We start from the raw sequence: 19,938 nt of genomic DNA, 5'->3' as shown, positions 1-19,938 counted from the left end.
GCGCCTCCAAACGTGAAAAATGACTGAGCGTTTAGGTGCCGTGCATCCGGTTCGGATAGAAAAAAGACCGCTGGGGAAGCGGCCTTCTTAGGGTTGAGTTGGATTGAGCGGTGAGGAGGGCCAACCGTTTAGGCCTATTGCAACTCTGCCCCCGCCGCCGCGTCTATAAACCACACCGCGTCCCTGACGCCTGCGATGGGGTGGCCGCCTTCGCCTCGCTGCACCTGACGCAACACACCCGCCTTGCCTGCACCCGTGACCAGAATCCAGCATTCGCGGGCGGCATTAATTTCGGCAAAAGTGAAGGTCAGGCGGCCCGTGTCCAGACGAGGCACGAAATTGGCGGCCACGCGCCCGCCCGCATTCAGCGCGGCAGTGCCGGGGAACAGGCTGGCGGTGTGTCCGTCGTCGCCCATGCCCAGCAGCACGGCGTCCAGTTGGGCAGGCAGCAGCGCGGCATAAGCCTTAGCCGCCGTTTCCAGCGGTTCCACCTCGCCCGCCATGCGGTGAACCTGCGCGGGGGGCACGGGCACATGATTCAGCAGTTCATCCTGCGCCAAACGGTAGTTGCTGTCCGGGCTGTCTGGCCCCACGCTGCGCTCATCGCTGAAATAGATATGTACGGATTGCCAAGGCATTTCCGGCATGTCGCGCAGCACTTTGTACATCAGCTTGGGCGTGCTGCCACCCGATAAGGCCACATGGAACGCGCCCCGATCCCGCACCGCCGCCCGTGCAGTTTGGGCAAAGGCTTCGGCAGCGGCGGCAGCAGTCAGTTCGGGCGTGGGGAAGGTTCGGATATTCATGGTTGCACCGCCAAAAGCAGAAGAGTAAGGGCGTGTTTTACGTTGATAGTGAATTGGGTACGTCGCTCACAACAGGGCAATCGCTGCGCTCACTCACCCCCTCCCCAGCCCTCCCCCCTCAAGGGAGAGGGAGCGAAAACCTAGATTCTCTAGTGCGTATTCCACTCACTGTTTCCTACAAACTCGCTTTCGCCAGCTTCCACGCCCGCTCGAAGCTTTCGCCGCGTTCGGGGCGGGCCATCACGCGGGCCAGTCCTTCGGCGAGGCTCATCTGCGGCACGTTCACTTCGGTCACGCGGCTCATGTCGTCCCAGTGGCACTCCACGCGGGTCAGGTCGCCGTCCTCGGCGTTCAGGCCAAAGCGCACGCCGTCGCCGCTCAGTTCTACGCCGCACAAGTCACCGTTTTCGCGGTGGCAGCGCGAGCGTTTCAGTTCTATGTCGTTCATGTTTTTCCAGCCCAGCGTGTCGGCGATAAATCCGGCGAACAGGCGGGCTGGAAGGTCTTTGCTGCCCGAATAGCGCACGGTCAGGCGGTCTATACGCGGCAGTTGGCGGGCCGCATCCGTGGAATCGAAGACCTGTGCCAGCGCCTCACGCCAGCCCGCGCTGCGGCTCCAGCCCAGATCAGCCAGCGCGTAGTGCCGGGCAGGCGGAATATCCAGCGTCAGGCTGTCGGCAATGACCTGATCGGCAATATCGGTCAGTTCGGCCAGCAGCGGGCCAGTGGGCCGGGAGTCTGCGCCCCACCAGATATGGTTCACGGTGGCAGGCCGCAGCAACGGCAAAATCGCGCCCTGAAGCTGCTCGGCGCTGGCATTCAGAATCAGGCGCTCCACGTACAGGCCGCCCGGTTGCGGCACCAGCGTCGCGTGTACTACCACGTCTTCGGTGCCGTCCATCACGCCGATAATCTGGCGTCCGGCGTAGCGGCCTTCCAGTCCGGCCAACGCTTCCTCGACGCGCCCCAAGTGCTTTTTCACCGTCAGGGCCACGATATTTCCTGTGTAGGCCCGCGTTTCCACCTGAGTTTGCCCCCACAGTTCATCCAGCGCCAACTGGGCGTGACGCACGGTGGTATCGGCAGGGCCAATGGCTTTCAGGTCGGTGGCGTAGGTCATGGCGTGCCTCCAGTGGAGGGGCATGACGGTTGGGCGGCGGAGAGTCTAAGGGTCGAAGAGTCGAAGGGTCTAAGAACAGCTAACCCCCTACATCCCAAATCTTCTGACCTTAGACCTTTAAACCCTAGACCCTTAGACCAAGCCCCCAGAATCTCCGTTCCCATCCCAGCCCCAATCACAGCCGCCGCCAACGCCGATCCGGGCCGATCAACGTATCGGCGGCGTCCGGCCCCCACGTGCCACTGGTGTAATTGGGGAATTCGGGCGCGTGATCCGGCTGTCCGGGCTTGGTGTCCCACATTTCCAAAATGCCCGACACGATCTGCCACGCATGATCCACCTCGTCTTCACGCGGAAAGAGGGTGGCGTCGCCCAGCAGCGCGTCCAGAATCAGGCGGCTGTAGGGGCTTTCCAGTTGTGCACCGAAGGCGTCGTAGCGGAAGTCCATGACTACTTCGCGCAGCACCATCTCCTGCCCTGGCATCTTGGAAGAAAACTTGAGGCTCACGCCTTCGTCGGGCTGAATGCGGAAGGCCAGCACGTTGCGCTCTAGGCCACCCGGAAAGATGCCCAGCGGCGGGCGCTTGAACACCACGGCAATTTCGGTGACTTTTTTGGGCAAGCGTTTGCCCGTGCGGAGGAAGAAGGGCACGCCCTGCCAGCGCCAGTTGTCCACTTCTAGTTTTACGGCGACATACGTCGGCGTGGCGCTGCCAGGGCGCACGTTGGGTTCCTCGCGGTAACCGGTCACTTTTTCGCCGTACATGGTGCCGGGGCCGTACTGCCCGCGCACCGCCACCTCTTTCACGCGGCTTTTGGGAATGGGCTTGACGGCCCGGAGCACTTTGGTTTTCTCGTCCCGAATGGCGTCGGCATCGAAGGCGGCGGGCGCTTCCATGGCGGTCAAGGCAAACAGCTGCATCAGGTGGTTTTGCAGCATGTCGCGCACCACGCCCGCTTCCTCGTAGTATCCGGCGCGGCCTTCCAAGCCCAAGTCCTCGGAGGCCGTGATCTGCACATGATCCACGTAGCCCCGGTTCCAGATCGGCTCGAAAATGGCGTTGCCGAAGCGGATCGCCATCAGGTTTTGCACCGTTTCTTTGCCCAGATAATGGTCGATGCGGTACACCTGAGACTCGTCCCAGACTTTGTGAATGGCGTCGTTCAGGGCGCGGGCGCTGCCCAAGTCGTGGCCGAACGGCTTCTCGATGACGATGCGCCGCCACCCCTCCGATTCGTCGGCCAGCCCCAAGCGCCCCAGACCGTTGCTGATCGGCTCGAACAAACTGGGAGGCGTGGACAGATAAAACAGCGCGTTCTTGCGTCCGCCGTGCGCTTCTTCGGCGCGGTCAAGCTCTTTGCCCACGAGGTCGTACACGTCGTCGCCCGCGAAGTCTCCGAACTCGTAGTACAAGAGTTCGCGGAACTTCTCCAAGTTGCCGGGCTGAATCGCGTCGGTTTCCTTGCTGCTTTTCAGCGCTTCTATCGCAAAGTCCTTGAACGCTTCGTCGGTCATGTCCTGACGGCCCACGCCCACGATATTGAAGGCGCTGCCCAGCAGGCCGTCTTGCCACAGCCCGAACACGGCGGGCAAGAGTTTGCGCTTGGCGAGGTCGCCTGTGACGCCAAAAATCACCAGCGTGGCAGGTTCGGGGGCGCGGCTGCGGCGCATCATGGCCCGGAAGGGGTTCTGGCCTTCTGCGCCGATGTCGCTGGGCGTGCGGGCGCGGGTCTTGCGGGGCTTCTTGTCGGCTGGCGCGGCTTTTTTGGCCGCAGAAGGTTTGGAAGTAGAAGTCTTGGTCGCTGGAGGGGTTGCCTTCTCTGCCTTCGCTGCGGCTTTGGCTTTCGGCGCAGGCTGTTCTGGTTGCTCTGCCGCTTTCGTTTTTCGGGTCACGCCTCGTCCTTCACGCGCTGCTGGCCTGCCTCGCCCAGTTCCTGCGCTTCACGCACGCTGCCGTCGTCGGGCAGGGTGGGTTTGTTCGAGATGTTCTGCGGGGCAGCGGCGCTGGGGTGTTCCCCGGCCTTCACGCTGGGCACCACGCTTTCCTGTTTGCCCACTTCCAGCTTTTTCACGGCGTGCCCACCAAAGGCGCGGCGCATGGCCGACAGCATCTGGCCCGCGTAGCTCACTTCCTGTTGGCTGCGGAAGCGCATCTGGGTACTGAGGGTGATGACTGGCGTGGGAATGCCCAGTTCGATGGAATCGATGATCGTCCAGCGGCCCTCGCCACTGTCGGCCACGTAATCGGAGAGGTCATGGAAGGAAGCGTCGCTTTGCAGGGCTTCGGCGGTCAGGTCAAGCAGCCAACTGCGAACCACGCTGCCGTGCCGCCACAGTTCGGCAATCTGGGCCAAGTCCAGCCCGAATTCCTCTTTGGCCCCCAGCATCTCGAAGCCCTCGGCATAGGCCTGCATCATGCCGTACTCGATGCCGTTGTGAACCATTTTCACGTAATGCCCTGACCCGGACGGCCCCATGCGGCCCCAGCCCCGATCCGGCGCAGGCGCGAGGACTTCGAAGATGGGCCGCAGGCGCTCGATGGCCTCCACGGTGCCGCCCATCATCATGGCGTAGCCTTCTTTCAGGCCCCAGATTCCGCCCGACGTGCCCACATCCACGAACTCGATGCCTTTGGGGGCCAGTTCCTCGGCGCGGCGCTTAGAATCCTTAAAGTTGGAGTTGCCGCCGTCGATGATGATGTCGCCGGGAGCCAGTCGGCCCGCCAGATCGTCGATGACCGCCTGCGTGATCTGGCCTGCCGGAACCATCATCCACACGGCCCGCGATCCCGGCTCGCCCAGCGCGGCAATCAGTTCGTCCATGCTGCGTGCACCCTGAGCGCCGTGCGCCTCGATGTTGGCGACGTTCGCCTCGGTGCGGTCATAGCCCACCACCTGTTGACCACCTTGCGTGAGGCGCAGCACCATGTTGCCGCCCATTTTTCCCAGACCGATCATGCCTATTTTCATGCGACCTCCCGGCACACAGCGGCTTCCAGCCCGCGTGCCATCACTGTCAGGCAATATACGCGGGCTTCAGGACGGGGGGCCTTGCCGGATAGAGAGTCGCTTAATCAAGTGAGTTGGCCTCAAGAGGCGGGTAGGTTTTATTTCTTGCGCTTGCGGGCGGCTTTCTGCGCCTCTTTCAGCGCTTTACGTTCCTCTTCTTGTTTCTTTTGCATGTCGCGGCCCACGTCTTCCATCAGTTGTGCGCCCTGCGCGTCCACGGTGCGCTGCAACGCCAGTAGGGTAGACACGACCATGTTGTTCAGCATGCGTTCTACAGGCGTCTTGATCCACTTGTAGCGCACCCGCCCGTTCAGGGTCAGGGTGACTTCGGTGCCGCCGGGCGTGGCTTTAAATGTCCAGCCCTGCGTCAGTTTTTCCAGCGGCCCCACGTTCCGCACGCTTTCCCAGCCGCCCCGCTGCGGGGCCTGCAACTGGCCGTATTTGGCGGTAAATCCCAGCCCCAACAAGCGCCGCGAGAACTTGAAGCGCACCAGCACGTTGTTGGTCAGGCGGGCGTCGGGTTCCGAATACTCCGCTTTGGTGAGGTTCGGATCCCATTTGACGCGCCGCTTGGGCTCCAGCGCGAGGCGGTACAGCACGTCCGGGCGCGCCCTGACCACGATATTTTGTTTGATACTGATGGTTTCCGACATGACTGGCCCCACTGTAGCGCGGGGAGGCGAGAAAGCGGGGTCGTCGGTTAGGGGAGTCTGCTGTGCTGGCAGAGAGTCGGCGCTGGAGTCTGGGCTCTGGGCCATGACCTCCCCACTCCCTTTCACGACATCAGGTTAAACAGTTTCTCTCCGTGTTCGAAGCGTGGATTCTCCGGCTCCCACGCCTTTCCCACTCACTCCTGACCACTGACCACTCCCCCCTCATCAGGCCTGCGGCACTTCCGCCTCTACTACCGTGCCGTGTCCGGGCGCACTCAGCACGCGGTAGCTGCCGCCTCTGGCTTCTACGCGCTCGCGCATCTGCATCAGGCCCAGCCCGCCCGCACTGCTGACCCGCCCACTGATCTGCTCCGGGTCAAAGCCTGCGCCGTCGTCCTGCACGCGCAGCGTCACGTGGGCGGCCCCGTGCAGGCTGACTTTCACCTCGTGGGCGCGGGCGTGCTTGGCGATATTGTTCAGGCTTTCCTGCAAAATTCGGAACACGACAGCTTCGTCGCTGGGCGACAGCGTAATGTCTCCGGTGACGCTCAGCACGCTCCGCACGCGGTTTTGCTGCCCAAAGTCCTCTACGTAGCGCCTCACGGTTTCCAGCAGGCCGTAGCGTTCCAGATCAATCGGGCGCAAGGCAAAAATAGAGCGCCGGACTTCCCGAATCTGTTCGCGCAGCAGGGCGCTGGCGGCTTTCACTTCGGCTTCGGCCTGTTCAGGCTGGCTCCGCACTTGGCGGGCCACCACATCCAGCTTCAGGGCGGCAAAGGCGAGCGACTGCGCCACGCCGTCATGAATCTCGCGGGCAATCCGGGCGCGTTCGTCGCTGATGGCGAGTTCTTCGGAGTACAGGTAGGCGCGGGCGTTGCGAACGGCCAGCGTGGCCTGCCCCGCCATGAGGGCCAGCAGCGGAATCCGGGCGTCGTCGAAGGCGTCGGCGCGGGCGTCTCCCAGCACCAGCACACCTACCAGATCTTCGTCGTCTCGCATTGGGAAACCTAGGGCACTGGCAGCCCCAGCAAACACCTCAGCGGCTTCCTCGGGGGTGGCGACCAGCGGCGTTCCGGCCTGTGCCACGCGCAACGCAAAAGCGGGGGCTGGCGTGCCCGCGCCCGATTCTCCGGTCTTGTCCTGCGCGTATTCCAGCCGCAAGAGGCCGTCCTGATCGGTCAGGTAGGCGGCCCGCGCATCGACCCGCAGGCGTCCGGCCATATTGCGCGTGACCCGCGACAGCAGGCGGCGCATGTTGCGTTCGGCACGAATAGACTGATCCACCGAATACAGCGTCATCAGGTCTAGCGTGCGCTGGCGGGCGGCTTCCACGCCGTTGGCAACCTCGGCGGCCAGCGCCTGAGCCAAAGCTTCCATGTCTGGGGTGGGCGGCGTCTCGAAATGCAGCGCCATCGCCCCGCCGCCCGGAATGCCCACTTTCAGGGCGTACAGGTCGGCGCTGGGCGAGGCCAGCAGGGTGTCGCCGCGTGCCGTGCCGCTCAGGCCGCCGGGCACAGTCAGGGTGGCGTGCGTGGCCCCCGTGACCCGCACCGCGCCGCGTGCCGCGACCTCCACCACTGCGCCCATGTCGGGGGCGTCGGTCAGGTCACGCATCAGCTCCTGCACGGCCCGGAGCCGCCCGTGAGACGCACTGAGTTGGCCGTACAAGTCGCGCAGTTCCCGCTCGGCCCGCTCCCGCGCCCGCGTGCCTTCCGCAATCCATTCCACACTGAAAAAAGTGACGGCTGGCCCCAGCAGACCGTAAAACAGCAGGTGCGCCCACGTCTGACCCGCTGTATTGGGAAGGCGGGCAATCAGCACTTCCACCACCACCACCACCAGCACGATCAGCGGCGGCAGGGTATTGCGAACCAAGCGCACCCGGTCAGACAGCCGAACCTCGCCCGGCATGTGGGCAGGCGGCGCGGCGGGCATAGGCGCGGGCGTCGGCGCTGACATAGGTGAAGGGCGGACGTCGGTCATGCCTACAGCATAGGCAACGGGGGGCCGGGGAAGGGTAATGGATGCGGGGGTGGGGTCAGCTTTCCGGTTAGCACTCAAGCAAAATAATGTTGTCTAGTTGGGGGGAATGATGTGAAATATGCCACTCGTAGAATGACTCGCTGTTGATTTAGATCGGCATCCGACGTACTTGCCTCTCAATTTGGAGTTTTTATGCCCACAGCATCTCTTTCTCTGGACACCTTGACCACCCGCGAGCAGGCTCTTGTTTCAGAATTGGCCCGTGGAGCCTGCAACAAACGCATCGCCTCTGCACTGGGCATTACTGAAGGAACCGTCAAAGTTCATTTGTCCAACATCTTTCGCAAGCTGCGCGTGAAGAGTCGAGCTGAAGTTATGTTGGAGGTACTGGGGCCACTCGGTATAACGGAGGATGAACTACAGCAGATAGTCAGGCTGGCGAGACTATAGAGAAAGATATATAACTAAAGATATATATCCAAAGACATATAACTAAAGATATATTCCAGAATGGTCATAAATACCGCATTATAAACGCATGAAAAGCACTCGATTTTTCATGTTGGCCTTGATCCTCAGTGGCGTCGCTGCTGCTCAGTCTCAAGATTCGGCTCCCCGTCTCGCACTCGCCCTCCCCCCTGTCTCGGTAGAGCTGTCTAAAGCACTGGCACAGGTTGCACAAGGGTATGTTGTCCCTCCCCAGCCTCCCGGAAGTTTGATTGGTGTTCGTCCGCCTTCTCAGCCTCCCAGCGGCAATGACATGACCTCATACTGGTGGGAAGACAAGAACGCTAAGCCGTGTATCTGCCTGCCTGTGTTACCCAATTTGTCTCACTGACCATCTGCAAGCAAGCCTTGGTGACTGAGCTGGCCCGTGGAGCGTGCAGCAAACACATCACCTCGCTCTTGGGCGGCACCGAAGGAACCGTCAAAGTTTACTTATCTGACATCTTTCGCAAACTGGGTGTGAAGAGCTGCGCCGAAGCTATTGCACAACTGATGCCGCCTGACACGACAGAAAGCGAAACACTGACCGCTCAGCAAACCAGTGCGTCTATAACTAAAGATATATGACTTTGGATATATGTACAGTTTTGGGATTCTGGCGGAGAATAAGGGCGTGCAAGGCAATCGGGCTTTGCATACAGGATTAGATATAACGTTTCAGCCATAAGTAGTAAGTAGGTAGCGGGAGTACAAGTGGGTATCGATCAGATTCACTGTTCGCGCCCAAAGAGGTTTTTTCGTCGCCGCGGGCATTAGAGCATGACCATCTCTACCCTCGCTAGTTACTTAGAAAGGAGTAAATTATGTTGAAAGAAATGACGATGGTTGAAGTGGGAGAGGTTTTCGGCGGAGATGCATTTCCCCCTCAAATATGTGCTGGAGTTCCCTCGGCACCCATTCAAGTGCCCCGTACGAACATTTTGGTAAATCCTCAACAGGTATGCAATGTTGTTACTGGAACTGTGAACTATGTTTCCAATGCAGTTTCTAACATAGAAGTTCCGCAGGCTCACGATGCGAAAACACTGTGGATGTTTCAAGAGAAGAACATCAGTCCTTATAGGTGATCTTACAAAAGGGGGGACTCAATCCCCCCTTGTTTACATATATGAACAACGAGTATGTGAGGGTGGTCGTTCGGAGATTCTCTTGAGCAATTTTAAGCCATATTGTTTTATGATATTATCAAAGCTCAAATTATGGAATTCAGTCGCAAATTTGAAAACATATCACAAGTATTCAGCTCAAGCCCTTGTCTCATCAATTTTGCTCGGAATCTTATTAGCAGCATTTTAGAGAAGCTTATATGTAGGAGAGGTTTTCGGCGGAGGCGCATTGCCCCCTAATATATGTGCTGGAGTTCCCTCGGCAACCATTGCAGTGTCCCGTACGCAATGCACTCCAAGCTTTTCGGTAAGTCCTCAACAGATATGTAGTGTTGTTACTGGAACTGTGGACTTTGTTTTCAATGCAACTTCTTCTGTTTCCCAGACTTACACGAGTAAGTATTCAAGCAATAGAGCTGATAGCACAGGCACGACTTGTGATTCTAATCATTAGGTAAATGGAGCGAATCAAAATGCATCTACAAACGATGGCTTAAATGCAAGAATGGGTAGTCTAGTTCTCTATGATACAGGCAGTATATATTTCAGATAGCATGTATATGGAAGCAATTAATCCAATCACATCGTAGTATTTTTCAAGTCTACATTTCAGAGCAATCTATAAACAGGAGGCATTAGTACGCTGATGCATCTTTGCATTGCGGGAGGATTGTGTGTGTCAAACCTTTATAAATTAGCCACCGATCTCAAGATTTCGGCAAAATTATTTATTGTGTTCGCCATATCGCTTATGTATTTTTTTATTAATTTGCCTTTAGTAGCCCATATTAATAAAACCAATGTAGTCACACAAGATAAATATCCTAACTATAATTTAATAGAACTACTTCCCTACGCTTTTATTACCATTATTATAGCACCTTTGGTGGAAGAATTTGTATTCAGAAATATTCCAATATACATATTGAATAGGTTTACAAAGAAAGAATCTGTAAGTTTAATGATATGCCTGATTCAATCTTTTATTTTTGCACTTGCCCATAAAAAATACGCTGACCAAAATCTGTACACATTCTTTTTCCTTGGTGTTTTATGTTGGTACATCGCCGTACTACTTGGGCGACAATATAATATTATTTTTCACGCCCTGTACAATATGTTATGGCTTCTTTTGATAGTGTTTGTTCTAAAATTTGGTTTTACATAGTAATTAGCTAGCGTGGGTAGAGATGGTCATACTCCGATGTCCGCGGTGACGAAAAAACCTCTTTGGGCGCGAACAGCGAATCTGATCGATACCCACTTGTACTGCCGCCACCTACTTAGCCAACTTTTGCCTTTTCGCCCCGCTTGGGGTAATGATTGCACCATCACCCGGCAGCTATTTGTCACTATGGTAGAAAATACGGAGGATATGTGGTTATCAATGTTACAGTCAAGTATCATTCCTATTCCATCTTCGGCTTTTGGCTTGGCTTCTTGGGTATTTGGTTTAAGGTTGATTTAAGCATACATTTTCTTTTGTTAAAAGGTAAGGAAATATTAGAAAATAGAAGAGTTGAGCTTGCAGAAAAACGCATCATAGATGGTGATGATAAAGAAATAAAGTTTCACATTATACCGCCTGAAGGTGTCGATCTGCTTACCCTAGATTTTCTTTTCCTTAATATTTTTCCATGGGATCATGTGAGGAATTTGGAAGTATCAATTAACGATAAACAATATAAATATAAATATTCTCTTAGAAATAAGCGCATCACACTTGAATTGTAATTGTTTGTTCTGACAAATATAACAGGAAATCATATAGAATCTCTTCAAGATAGAGCGAGAAAGTTGAAATAGGTAGACAAAATGCGTTTTAGTACCAATAAAATCAGCAGGCTCTTTAGGAGTTCAGCTCTCTAGGGTCAATGGCTTTTTGTGCATTTTTGGAAGGTGATTAGTAATCTTGATTAAACAAGTTGATTCTACCGACTGCGGCCCCGCATGTCTTGCCACAGTCCTCGCGTATTGGTCACGCCACGAGCGGCTGTATCGCTTGCGTGACTTGGCAGTCACAATCCAAAGCGGCACCAGCATGTATGGGCTATTGCGCAAGCTGAGCGTGAAGAGCTGCGCCGAAGTTATTGCGCGGGTGCTGGGGCCGTCTGACACAGCAGTAAGCGAAACACTGACCGCTCAGCAACCCAGTCCGTCTATAACTAAAGATATATGACTTTAGACATATGTACAGTTTTGGGATTGTGGCGGAGAATAAGGGTGTGCAAGGCAATTGGGCTTTGCATTCTGGCTTCGAAGTGAAGTGAAGTTGTTAAATCTATTTAGGTTTTAGATAACTGCAAGCCGACTCAAGGCGGCTATTATCCACTACAGGAGAATTCATGTTGAATAAAATCTCAAGAGAAGATCAGTTGATTATCTGCGGCGGTGCTACAAAAGACTGCTTTGATATGGTGGGTAATTTCCTAACCATGATAGGCACCGCTGGTGGAGCGTTTGTTGCTGGAGCAATAGCTGTTGTTGACCCTGAGCCTTTGACGAAAACTATGGCAGGCTTTGGTTCAGTGGCAGCAGCGGGTGGAACTATCAACTCTGCCGTTGCGCTTGGAGAGAATCTGCAAGAATGTCGCAGTGGTAATCCACCCAAGCAGGTTGTTTATTCAAACTCTACGACAACTAACACATATGGCGGAGGAAGAATTAGTAGCCAAGCTTCCGCAACATATAATTATTGATCGCTTAAAGGCATACCAAATGGCAACAGAGCTATTCACCCTCTGTTGCCATTTGATCAAGCCAATTCAATGAAATAATAAGGTATATAATGAGCAAAAGAATCGGCGTAATGATCTTCGTCTCTTTGATATTTCTGTCCAATTTATTTATAAATCTTCAGAATAGCAAAGACCATTGGGGGTTTAACATACTCGCTGTTACTACTTCGGTAGCAGCTCTGTTTTACGGAGTAAGAGTTCTGAAAATAATTCTAAATGATAGAAAAATTATCAATGTATCGAAGAAGGACAGTTAACAAGAAACATTTTTGGAAGCAAGATGAAGTATACTATTGATACCGGTTTAAATCGGAGTTGCCGCCATAAGCCGTTGTGGCAGGCTGATATACCGCACCCGCTGCCAACCCGAACGGAGCCGCTCTTTGAGTTCTTTGGTCGTCTTGGCACAGAAATTGCCTAGCACGTTGCGCTTGACGTACGCCCAGACCTTCTCAATGGGATTCAATTCTGGCGAGTAGGGCGGCAAATAGACTAGGGTCAGGCGTTCTACGGTCTCTACGAAAGCCGATACGGCTTTCGCTCGGTGAATGGCGGCATTGTCCAGCACGAGGATCACCTCGCCTGGGACCTGCTTCAAGACATGCGCTAAGAAGGCCAGTACGTTGGGCGTCTTGATGGCTCCTACCTGCGTGTGCTGTAGGAATTGGCCCCTAGAGGTGATTGCACCAATGGTTGACAGCTTCTGCCAACTGGCCGGAAGACGCACGATGGGTGTCTTTCCCTTGGGAGCCCACGTTCGGCGCACCACACCCTTCAGACTGAAACCCACCTCATCGAGATACACCAGGGTCGCGCCGAGCGCGACCTTTTTTTTCGACCTCCAGGCGCGTGGTCTGCACCCAGGTTCGCAGTGTTGTCTCGTTCTGCTCGAGGGCCCCTTTGCTGGGTCGTTGCGGTGAAAACCCCAACCCGTGGAGCAGCTTCCGAACATGATCCGGGTGGTACCACACATCCAACCGACGACCGATGACCTCACGCACGCGAGGCGTCGTCCACGTGTCATCGGGAAACCCAAACGCGCGAGCACCCTCCTGCAGGAGGGTGCCGATCTGTTGCCGCTGTTCCGGCGTCAAGCGGCCCGGCCGACCGGGCGTGACGGTGGCTTCCAAACCACCCTGACGCTTGAGACGCTCTTTCCAGGTGTAGATGGTGTGGATGGAGACACCAAATTGATTCGCAATCTGCTGATTGGTTTGACCACCGGCTTGGATCACCGGCAGGGCGGCGAGTCGTCGTTCTTCGAGCTGGGCGCGGGTGTACTTGGAGGGTTGCCAAGGAACCATACTTCATCCAGCATAGCAACCCGCATTTACGCCGTCATCAATAAACAAGTTGATTCCACCGACTGCGGCCCCGCGTGCCTTGCCACAGTCCTCGCGTATTGGTCACGCCATGAGCCGCTTTACCGTCTGCGCGAATTGGCAGGCACCACCCAAAGCGGCACCAGCATGTATGGGCTATTGCGTGCGGCCCAAGCCCTCAATCTAGAAGCAGCCGCTTATCAAGCCGATCTAGACGGCCTCAATGAACTTAGCTTGCCCGTTATTTTGCACTGGGAACACAATCATTATGTGGTGCTGCTTAAGCTGACGCCCAAGTGGGCCACCATTGCCGATCCTGCTGTGGGGATTCGGCGGCTTTCCCTTTCTGAAGTTTCCCAAAAATGGACAGGAAACGTGCTTTGGCTGAAGCCTTTGCTTGGTTTTGAGAAAGGTAATTTTGTAGGCAAACGGGGGATCGCGGGGCTGATGTCTCACCTCGTGCATTTCAGGGGCGCAACGCCAGTTTTGGTAGAAGTCCTGATTGGAACCGTGATGCTCAGCGTCTTTTCACTCATTACGCCGCTGCTGTCGCAAGTGCTGTTTGACCGGGTGCTGACTTTTGGTGAAGTGCAATTGCTGCCCTATATGCTTTGGGCCATTTTAGGTTTTGCGGTGCTGCAAACTCTAATCGGTACGTTCCGGTCTTACCTTTCCAGTCATTTGGGAATGGCCCTGAATTACAAGATGCAAATGGGCTACCTGCATCACTTGCTCAACTTGCCCCTCAGAATCCACGAAACGCGGTTGGTAGGCGATCTGCTCCAGCGGAACGGAGATTTAAGCAATGTGCGCGGTGTGCTAACCAGTCTGATGATTAGCGTACCAGTGGCCGTTCTGACCCTGATTTTCAGCTTGGGCTTGCTGGCCTTTTATAATATTCAGCTTGCACTTGTGGCCTCGCTCAGCTTGATTCTAGACATTATCTACGTTTTTGCCATTGCTCCTCGCCTGCGCGACAACAGCCGCAAGGTGCTAAAAAAGAGCGGAGAACTCAACAGTTTCCTGATTGGTAACTTGGAAGGCATCAGTGCGATCAAGGCATTCAGCGCCGAAAAGTGGGCCACTGCCAAAGGCCGCAACCAGATCAGCGGGCTGATGGATCAGTCTTGGCAGGGGTTTTTGCTCAGCAACAACAGTTCGGTGGTCTTTGGGTTGTTGGGAAGTTTGGGTTCCCTGTTCACGCTTTGGTACGGAGCCACCCAAGTCCTTGACGGACAACTCTCAGTGGGGCAGTTGGTGGCGACTTACGGGCTGACCAATAATGCGGTTGGCGCGTTGTCTACCCTCATAGGTACGGTTCAAGCTGTGCAGCAAGGCACCGTCTCTTCAGACCGGTTGGCCGAAATTCTAGAACTGCCCACAGAAGACGGCACGGGCCGAATAAAAGAATTGCCGCCCTTAACAACTGAACTGGTGATCGAACAGCTCGAATTTGGCTACCTTCCAGATCGGCCTATCCTCGGTGGCATTGACCTTGTTCTCAAAAAGGGCAGCTACACGGTGTTGCTGGGTTCCAACGGCTCCGGCAAAACTACGCTTTGTAACGTACTGACTTCGCTGCTGGAACCGACGGCGGGAAAGATCGTGTGGGACGGTCTGCCCTTCTCTGATTTTACGCCAGAGGCCATTCGGTCACGGGTGGCCTATCAGCGCCAAGAAGTGCCTATGTTCTATGCCTCTTTGTTGGAAAACCTAACCCTAGGAAGGCAAATTGCAGAAGAGCGGGTGCGCCATGTCTTGGGGGCGCTGCAAATGGAAACCATCGTTCGCCGCTTGCCGGAAGGACTCCAAACCACCTTGGGCGGAGACAGCCCACACCGCCTTTCCAGTGGTGAACGGCAGATGCTGGGGCTGGCCCGCCTGCTGCTCTCAGATGCAGACGTTCTGATTTTGGATGAACCGACGGCCACCCTCGATCTGAACCGGGAAGCGCGGGTAGTGCAAATTCTAAGCAGTCTGAAGGGACAGAAAACGCTGTTGGTGATTACGCATAGGCCCGCGCTAATGTCACCCGCAGATCAGATTGTCGAACTCGTTGACGGCGTGATTCAGCCGTTCGTCAATCCACTGCCCATAAACAGCACTCCTGCCGATCAGGAAGTGGTGTCGTGTTAGAGACTCATCAGTGGGAACACCCTCTCAGTCGCCTGCCCCGCATCATGCTTTGGTTTTTGGCCCTAGGACTGGTGGCGGCACTCGGTTGGGCATCGGTGGCGACAGTCCAAGTGTACGCACAGGTACGCGGCACACTGACCCCCAAAACGCGCCCGGTAGAGGTCAATATACCAAGCGCCGGGCGGATCGTTGCAGGCAAAATTCAGCTTTGGCAACGGGTCAAGAAAGGGCAAGTGCTTTTTACGCTCGATGCCTTGGCGCGTGACCCGCAAGACGCCGCCTTGCAACTGTCCATTCAGCAAAGCGCCGCAAGTCAGGCGCAGCAAGAAATAACGTCGGCTCAGATCGATCTGGATAATAAACGCCGTGCAGAAACCAGCGCCCGAATCATCTTCAACTTGGGCGGTCTGCCCCGCGTCGATTTAGAAGCAGCGGTAGATGCTGTGAATACGGCTGAAGCTCAGTTGCAGCGAGCAAAATCACAACTCTCATCTGTACAGGCGCGGCTCGCTCTTCTGACGCGGAATCAGAAGGTTGATGTGCTTAGCCCGATTGATGGTCAAGTTATGCAACTGAGTGATCTACATGTGGGCCAAACCCTCAGTGCAGGACAACTCGCGCTTGGCATTTTGCCAGAAGGCGTTCCCTTGGTCTTCCGTGGCAACGCTGCAGAACAAGACCGCCCGAAACTCCGGGCAGGCTCACAAGTTCATATTGCTTGGAATGGCTACCCTCGGCAAAAGTATGGCGTGACCAAGGCTATTCTTCAGGGCGTAGCTCCTACCAGCGAAATAGACAAAGGCGGAAGCGTAAGCTATCAGGTAGAAATCAAGTTGCCCCAGCAGGGCCGGGCGCTGGCCCTCAAAGACCGTCCATTGGTGGTAGGAATGGTGGGGGAAGCCCAAGTGCTTTCGGGCAAAAGGACAGTGCTTCAACTCTTCTGGGATTGGATCAGAGGGGCTGATCCTTGGAGCTGAAGCAACATCAGTCGGGATGATCGGCACTTTCTTGAGCTGCTAGTCAGCTTTCCGGCGTGCCTGCGCTCTCTCCTTGTCTTGCCTCTCCTTCTGCTCCCCGCCGTCCCGCATCGCCTACTTTCCAATGCACCTGCCGCAAAAACCCCCGGAACAATCGGCTCTCGGCGCTGTTCATCAGGGCGCGGTCTAACATGGCCCGCCACAGCCGCAGCGTATGGCGGGCACGCACGGCGTCGGTGTAGCCGATCAGGTGCATGGTCTCCTGCAGGTGGCCGTACATGGCTTCCATTTCTTCACGGGTGGCGGTTTTGCGCTCCAGGTCGGGCACATCGTCCAGCCCTTGCAGGAACTCGTAGCACACCAGCAGCACGGCCTGCGCCAAGTTCAGACTGGCGTAATCGCCGGTAGGAATCCTGACCGTGACTTGGCATTGTTCCAAATCGCTGTTGATCAGGCCAGTTTCCTCGGGGCCAAACACCAGCGCGGGGGCGGCGGCGGCCCGCACCAAAGGCCGCAACTGCGCCGGATGACGTGGCGGCGGCAGGTCTCCGCGCTGCCGGGCGGTGGTGCCCACACTGATGTCGCGGTCTGCCAACGCCTCGCGCAAGGTGGGATACACACGGGCCGAACGCAGCAGGGTCTCGGCATGCACAGCCATCGCCACCGCCTGAGCGTCCAGATGGTTGCAGCGCGGGGCCACGAGGCGCAGGTCGCTGGCCCCCATATTCAGCATCGCCCGCGCCGCCGAACCGATGTTGCCGGGCGTTTTGGGCGACACCAGCACCACCGCCAGATTCAGATGACTGCCTTCCGTTCTGCTTCCATTGCTGCTTTCGTCGCCGCTCACGCCGGGAATGCTAGAGCATTCGGAGTGGGGGAGGGGTGGGACGGGCTTTGCGTGGGGGTGGTCTAAGGGTCTAAAGGTCGAGGGTCTAAGGAAAGGCAAGGGCAATCGCTACGCTCACTCACCCCCTCTACTGCGTAGCTCTGCGAGTCCCAACCTCCCCCCTCAAGGGTGAGGAGCTAAAAACCACGACACCGCCACCCTAAATCGCCCCCGCCCCATCCGTGTGAGGCCGTCGTGCGTGCAACGCGCGGGCCAATTCCATGCTCAAGCCGACTGGCAACTCCGCTTCAGGTGAACGATTCAGCCGAGTTTGAATGCGACAAGATCAATCCTCCTCAGCGGACTCGCAGAGCTGCGAAGCAGAGCGACCACTCCCCTGCACCCTTTGGGGGCGGGGGCGGGGGGGTGGGGGAATCCAACGTGGGACAAGCCCCAACAAGCCATTCCAAAAACTCAGCCGGATAAGGGAGCCGAATAAATAGGCGTTTCATCCACCACATGCAGCCCCAGCTTCAAGTCGTGCGCCAGTTCCGCCGCCGTGTCGCCCCAAGAATCGAGGCTGACCTGCGTGATGCCCGCCGCCCGCAACCGACTGTTCACGGCGTCCAGCAGGGCGGCCCGCAACCCACTGGCTCGCCAATCGGAATGCACGCCCGGCGAATCCATGCGCCCCAATCCGTCTTCTATGCTGGCGCGGCACAGGCCGATGCCCCGGCCCTGATCGTCCAACGCAATACAACTGAGGTGTGAGTCGAAACCCGCCGCGCCGTCTATAGCAAACTCGGGCAGCACGGCGTGGTGGCCCACCCGGTCTTCAAACGTCGTCAGCGCGTCCAGGCGCACGGCTAAATCCTGCACGGCGGCCAACGGGTGTAGGGTCACTCCAGCGGGCGGGTCAAGGTGACGCAGGGGCATGCGCCCCGTCAGGCGGCGGTACGCGCCCACTTCGCGCCAGCCCGCACCCATCAGAGCTTCGTAGGGCCACAGGTGCGGCTCGGCAAAGGCGTACACGCGGCCCAAGTCGGCCTGTGCAGCTTGGGCCAGTGCCAGCGCCGCCGCGTATTGGGTTGGCCCCGGAAACGCGCCGCCCACCAGTTCTGCACCCCAATGGGGGCTGGGGCGTGCGCCGATTGCGCCCAGCAAAACTTCCTCGTCGTTCAGGGCCACCCACGCGGCCACACTCGCCCCGGCCATCCATGCCACCGCCTCTTCGGGGGCTTCGTACAGGCCCGCCAGCAGCGGCGGCAGGTCTTCGGGCAACAGAGAGAGGAGGCTTAGCTGGGCGCTCACCCTTCACCCAAGCGGCGGTACAGCGCCAGATACTGCGCGGCGGGGCCGTCCCAACTGAAGTCCAGCGACATGGCCCGCTCGACGCGGCTTTCCCAATCGGCGCGGTCATCGAAGGCTTGGCGGGCTTCATGGCAGGCGGCGGCCAACGCTTCGGGCGTGGCGTCGGCAAAGCGGAAGCCCACGTCCTGCGGCACGGTGTCTACCAGCCCGCCCGTTTCGCGCACCACCGGCAGCGTGCCGTAGCGCATAGAAATCATCTGAGACAGGCCGCACGGCTCGAAGCGGCTGGGCATGGCAAAAGCGTCGGCCCCGGCGTAAATCCGGTGGGCCAAGGCCTCGTTCAGCCCTTGTGCGAAGGCCACGCGCGGATGCTGGCTCCAGCCCGTCAGCGCCGCCGTCAGCAACGGGTCGCCGCCGCCCAGCACCACGATATTCCAGTGCGGCACGAGGTCGCCCATCGCCTCGATCAGCAGATCAATTCCCTTCTGGTCGGCCAAGCGACTCACCGTTGCCAGAATCGGGGCGTCGTCCAGCCCAAATTCGGCCCGCAACACCGCCCGCGCCGCCTCTTTGCCCGCGAGGTCGCCAAACGCCGGAATATCCGGGTCGGTGCGGGGGTTCCAGCGCTCCTGATCCAGCCCGTTGATGATTCCGCTCAGGCGGCCTTCGCGGTTCAGGCGAATGAGGAGGCCTTCCAAGCCCTCTCCGTACTGCGGCGTCGTGATTTCCAGTGCGTAGGTGGGACTCACGGTGGTCACGTGGTCGGCAAAAATCAGCCCGGCCTTCATATGGTTCAGGTCGCCGTGAAACTCTAGTCCATCGGCCCCGAACGCCCAGCCCGGCAACCCCGTCCAGCGCGAGGCTTCGGCCATGTTCCATTTGCCCTGATAGGCCAGATTGTGAATGCTGAACACGGTGCGGATTCCGGCCAGGTGTGCGTGGGCCAGCGCCAAGCCCGCCTGCCAGTCGTGGCCGTGCAACACGTCCGGCACGGCGTTCAGCAGCTTCAGCACAGGCATCACCGCCCGCCCAAACAGCGAGTAGCGCCACACGTCGTCGGGGTGGTACAGGCCCGGACGGTGAAACTCGCGCAGGCCGATGAACAGGTAGCGCACGCCGTCCTGCCGCAGTTCCCCCACCGTCACGTCACCCGCATCGGCCCCCAGCTCGGGCAAGCGCCCACGCCACAGCTCTGTCGGCGTTCCGCTGAGGCTGGCGTACCACGGCGAAATCACCGACACCTCATCGTCAGCCCCCGTGTTGCCCAACCCCGTGAGAAGTCGGGCCTGCTCTGCCGGGAGTGCGCCCAGCACATCGCCCAGCCCGCCCGAACGCGAAAAAGGAAAGACTTCTGACCCCACATGCATGACCCGCATAGGCCGCACTCTACCCCGCCTGACGGTCTGTATTCACACAGTACGCTGCTGAGCGCTGCCGTCAGTTT

18 protein-coding genes are annotated in these 19,938 nt (G+C 57.4%); 8 read left to right on the top strand and 10 right to left on the bottom strand.

The features are described 5' to 3' along the window. Positions 1-134: 134 nt before the first annotated feature. The 6 genes from pgl to SU48_RS12930 form a co-directional block, all read right to left on the bottom strand. Complete coding sequence (pgl, locus tag SU48_RS12955; RefSeq protein WP_064015605.1) at positions 135-806, bottom strand: 6-phosphogluconolactonase; 672 nt, start codon at positions 804-806, stop codon at positions 135-137. 175 nt (positions 807-981) lie between these two features. Next, the gene (locus tag SU48_RS12950) at positions 982-1,926 is read right to left on the bottom strand and encodes a glucose-6-phosphate dehydrogenase assembly protein OpcA (RefSeq protein ID WP_064015604.1); all 945 of its coding nucleotides are present in this window, start codon (positions 1,924-1,926) and stop codon (positions 982-984) included. Between the two features lie 175 nt (positions 1,927-2,101). Beyond that, entirely contained in the window at positions 2,102-3,634 is a 1,533-nt protein-coding gene (zwf, locus tag SU48_RS12945; RefSeq protein ID WP_231881724.1) for a glucose-6-phosphate dehydrogenase, read from the bottom strand. A 182-nt stretch (positions 3,635-3,816) separates the two neighbouring features. Beyond that, positions 3,817-4,896, bottom strand: coding sequence for a phosphogluconate dehydrogenase (NAD(+)-dependent, decarboxylating) (gene gnd, locus SU48_RS12940; RefSeq protein WP_064015602.1), 1,080 nt, complete (start codon positions 4,894-4,896; stop codon positions 3,817-3,819). A 137-nt stretch (positions 4,897-5,033) separates the two neighbouring features. Continuing rightward, positions 5,034-5,588, bottom strand: a complete 555-nt coding sequence (locus SU48_RS12935; RefSeq protein ID WP_064015601.1) for an SRPBCC family protein — start codon at positions 5,586-5,588, stop codon at positions 5,034-5,036. A gap of 225 nt (positions 5,589-5,813) precedes the next feature. After that, complete coding sequence (locus SU48_RS12930) at positions 5,814-7,523, bottom strand: GAF domain-containing sensor histidine kinase (protein ID WP_064016050.1); 1,710 nt, start codon at positions 7,521-7,523, stop codon at positions 5,814-5,816. A 240-nt stretch (positions 7,524-7,763) separates the two neighbouring features. Between SU48_RS12930 and SU48_RS14490 the strand changes: the two genes are divergently transcribed. The 6 genes from SU48_RS14490 (at position 7,764) to SU48_RS14225 (ending at position 11,883) form a co-directional block, all read left to right on the top strand. After that, positions 7,764-8,021, top strand: coding sequence for a helix-turn-helix domain-containing protein (locus SU48_RS14490; RefSeq protein ID WP_082869775.1), 258 nt, complete (start codon positions 7,764-7,766; stop codon positions 8,019-8,021). Between the two features lie 348 nt (positions 8,022-8,369). Next, positions 8,370-8,645 carry a LuxR C-terminal-related transcriptional regulator gene (locus tag SU48_RS12925; RefSeq protein WP_064015600.1) on the top strand — a complete coding sequence of 92 codons (276 nt, stop codon included), beginning with the start codon at positions 8,370-8,372 and terminating at the stop codon, positions 8,643-8,645. A 1,185-nt stretch (positions 8,646-9,830) separates the two neighbouring features. Beyond that, complete coding sequence (locus SU48_RS14485) at positions 9,831-10,352, top strand: CPBP family intramembrane glutamic endopeptidase (RefSeq protein ID WP_082869774.1); 522 nt, start codon at positions 9,831-9,833, stop codon at positions 10,350-10,352. Between the two features lie 209 nt (positions 10,353-10,561). Continuing rightward, positions 10,562-10,918: a hypothetical protein gene (locus tag SU48_RS14230; protein ID WP_157451170.1), complete on the top strand. Its 357-nt coding sequence runs from the start codon at positions 10,562-10,564 to the stop codon at positions 10,916-10,918. Positions 10,919-11,096: 178 nt separating this feature from the next. Beyond that, on the top strand, positions 11,097-11,363 hold the full coding sequence (locus SU48_RS14480) for a cysteine peptidase family C39 domain-containing protein (RefSeq protein WP_197474652.1): 267 nt from the start codon (positions 11,097-11,099) through the stop codon (positions 11,361-11,363). A 166-nt stretch (positions 11,364-11,529) separates the two neighbouring features. Beyond that, entirely contained in the window at positions 11,530-11,883 is a 354-nt protein-coding gene (locus SU48_RS14225) for a hypothetical protein (protein ID WP_157451169.1), read from the top strand. A gap of 343 nt (positions 11,884-12,226) precedes the next feature. Here SU48_RS14225 and SU48_RS14330 read toward each other — a convergent pair. Then, positions 12,227-13,226, bottom strand: a protein-coding gene (locus SU48_RS14330; RefSeq protein ID WP_197474651.1) for an IS630 family transposase whose coding sequence is annotated in 2 segments (ribosomal slippage) — positions 12,227-12,754 and positions 12,756-13,226 — 999 coding nt in all. Because the reading frame shifts where the segments join, the coding sequence is not laid out codon by codon here. Here SU48_RS14330 and SU48_RS12910 point away from each other — a divergent pair. Further along, positions 13,212-15,380 carry a peptidase domain-containing ABC transporter gene (locus SU48_RS12910; RefSeq protein ID WP_197474650.1) on the top strand — a complete coding sequence of 723 codons (2,169 nt, stop codon included), beginning with the start codon at positions 13,212-13,214 and terminating at the stop codon, positions 15,378-15,380. The two genes, SU48_RS14330 and SU48_RS12910, sit on opposite strands and share 15 nt — an antisense overlap. A 110-nt stretch (positions 15,381-15,490) precedes the next feature. Then, a complete protein-coding gene (locus tag SU48_RS12905) occupies positions 15,491-16,357 on the top strand; it encodes an efflux RND transporter periplasmic adaptor subunit (protein ID WP_197474649.1) in 867 nt (288 codons plus the stop codon). A 43-nt stretch (positions 16,358-16,400) separates the two neighbouring features. On the opposite strand, the gene SU48_RS12900 is transcribed toward SU48_RS12905, so the two are convergent. The 3 genes from SU48_RS12900 to SU48_RS12890 all read right to left on the bottom strand — a co-directional run bounded on the left by SU48_RS12900 (position 16,401) and on the right by SU48_RS12890 (position 19,870). Then, positions 16,401-17,156, bottom strand: coding sequence for an RNA methyltransferase (locus SU48_RS12900; protein WP_064016048.1), 756 nt, complete (start codon positions 17,154-17,156; stop codon positions 16,401-16,403). Positions 17,157-17,657: 501 nt separating this feature from the next. Then, the gene (locus tag SU48_RS12895; RefSeq protein ID WP_064015596.1) at positions 17,658-18,494 is read right to left on the bottom strand and encodes a hypothetical protein; all 837 of its coding nucleotides are present in this window, start codon (positions 18,492-18,494) and stop codon (positions 17,658-17,660) included. Next, the gene (locus SU48_RS12890; RefSeq protein WP_064015595.1) at positions 18,491-19,870 is read right to left on the bottom strand and encodes a glycogen synthase; all 1,380 of its coding nucleotides are present in this window, start codon (positions 19,868-19,870) and stop codon (positions 18,491-18,493) included. The genes SU48_RS12895 and SU48_RS12890 overlap by 4 nt, the downstream gene beginning before the upstream one ends. Positions 19,871-19,938 lie beyond the last annotated feature (68 nt).

This window comes from Deinococcus puniceus, assembly GCF_001644565.1.
Lineage (GTDB): Bacteria > Deinococcota > Deinococci > Deinococcales > Deinococcaceae > Deinococcus > Deinococcus puniceus.
Note: the sequence above shows the minus strand (reverse complement) of the source record. Positions and strands in the feature narration are given on the sequence as shown.

Excerpts from the sequence above, each read along its gene's own strand:
- pgl (WP_064015605.1), bottom strand. The coding sequence starts at position 806 with ATGAATATCCGAACCTTCCCCACGCCCGAACTGACTGCTGCCGCCGCT.
- SU48_RS12950 (WP_064015604.1), bottom strand. The coding sequence starts at position 1,926 with ATGACCTACGCCACCGACCTGAAAGCCATTGGCCCTGCCGATACCACC.
- gnd (WP_064015602.1), bottom strand. The coding sequence starts at position 4,896 with ATGAAAATAGGCATGATCGGTCTGGGAAAAATGGGCGGCAACATGGTG.
- SU48_RS12935 (WP_064015601.1), bottom strand. The coding sequence starts at position 5,588 with ATGTCGGAAACCATCAGTATCAAACAAAATATCGTGGTCAGGGCGCGC.
- SU48_RS12930 (WP_064016050.1), bottom strand. The coding sequence starts at position 7,523 with ATGCCCGCCGCGCCGCCTGCCCACATGCCGGGCGAGGTTCGGCTGTCT.
- SU48_RS14490 (WP_082869775.1), top strand. The coding sequence starts at position 7,764 with ATGCCCACAGCATCTCTTTCTCTGGACACCTTGACCACCCGCGAGCAG.
- SU48_RS14485 (WP_082869774.1), top strand. The coding sequence starts at position 9,831 with ATGCATCTTTGCATTGCGGGAGGATTGTGTGTGTCAAACCTTTATAAA.
- SU48_RS14225 (WP_157451169.1), top strand. The coding sequence starts at position 11,530 with ATGTTGAATAAAATCTCAAGAGAAGATCAGTTGATTATCTGCGGCGGT.
- SU48_RS12890 (WP_064015595.1), bottom strand. The coding sequence starts at position 19,870 with ATGCGGGTCATGCATGTGGGGTCAGAAGTCTTTCCTTTTTCGCGTTCG.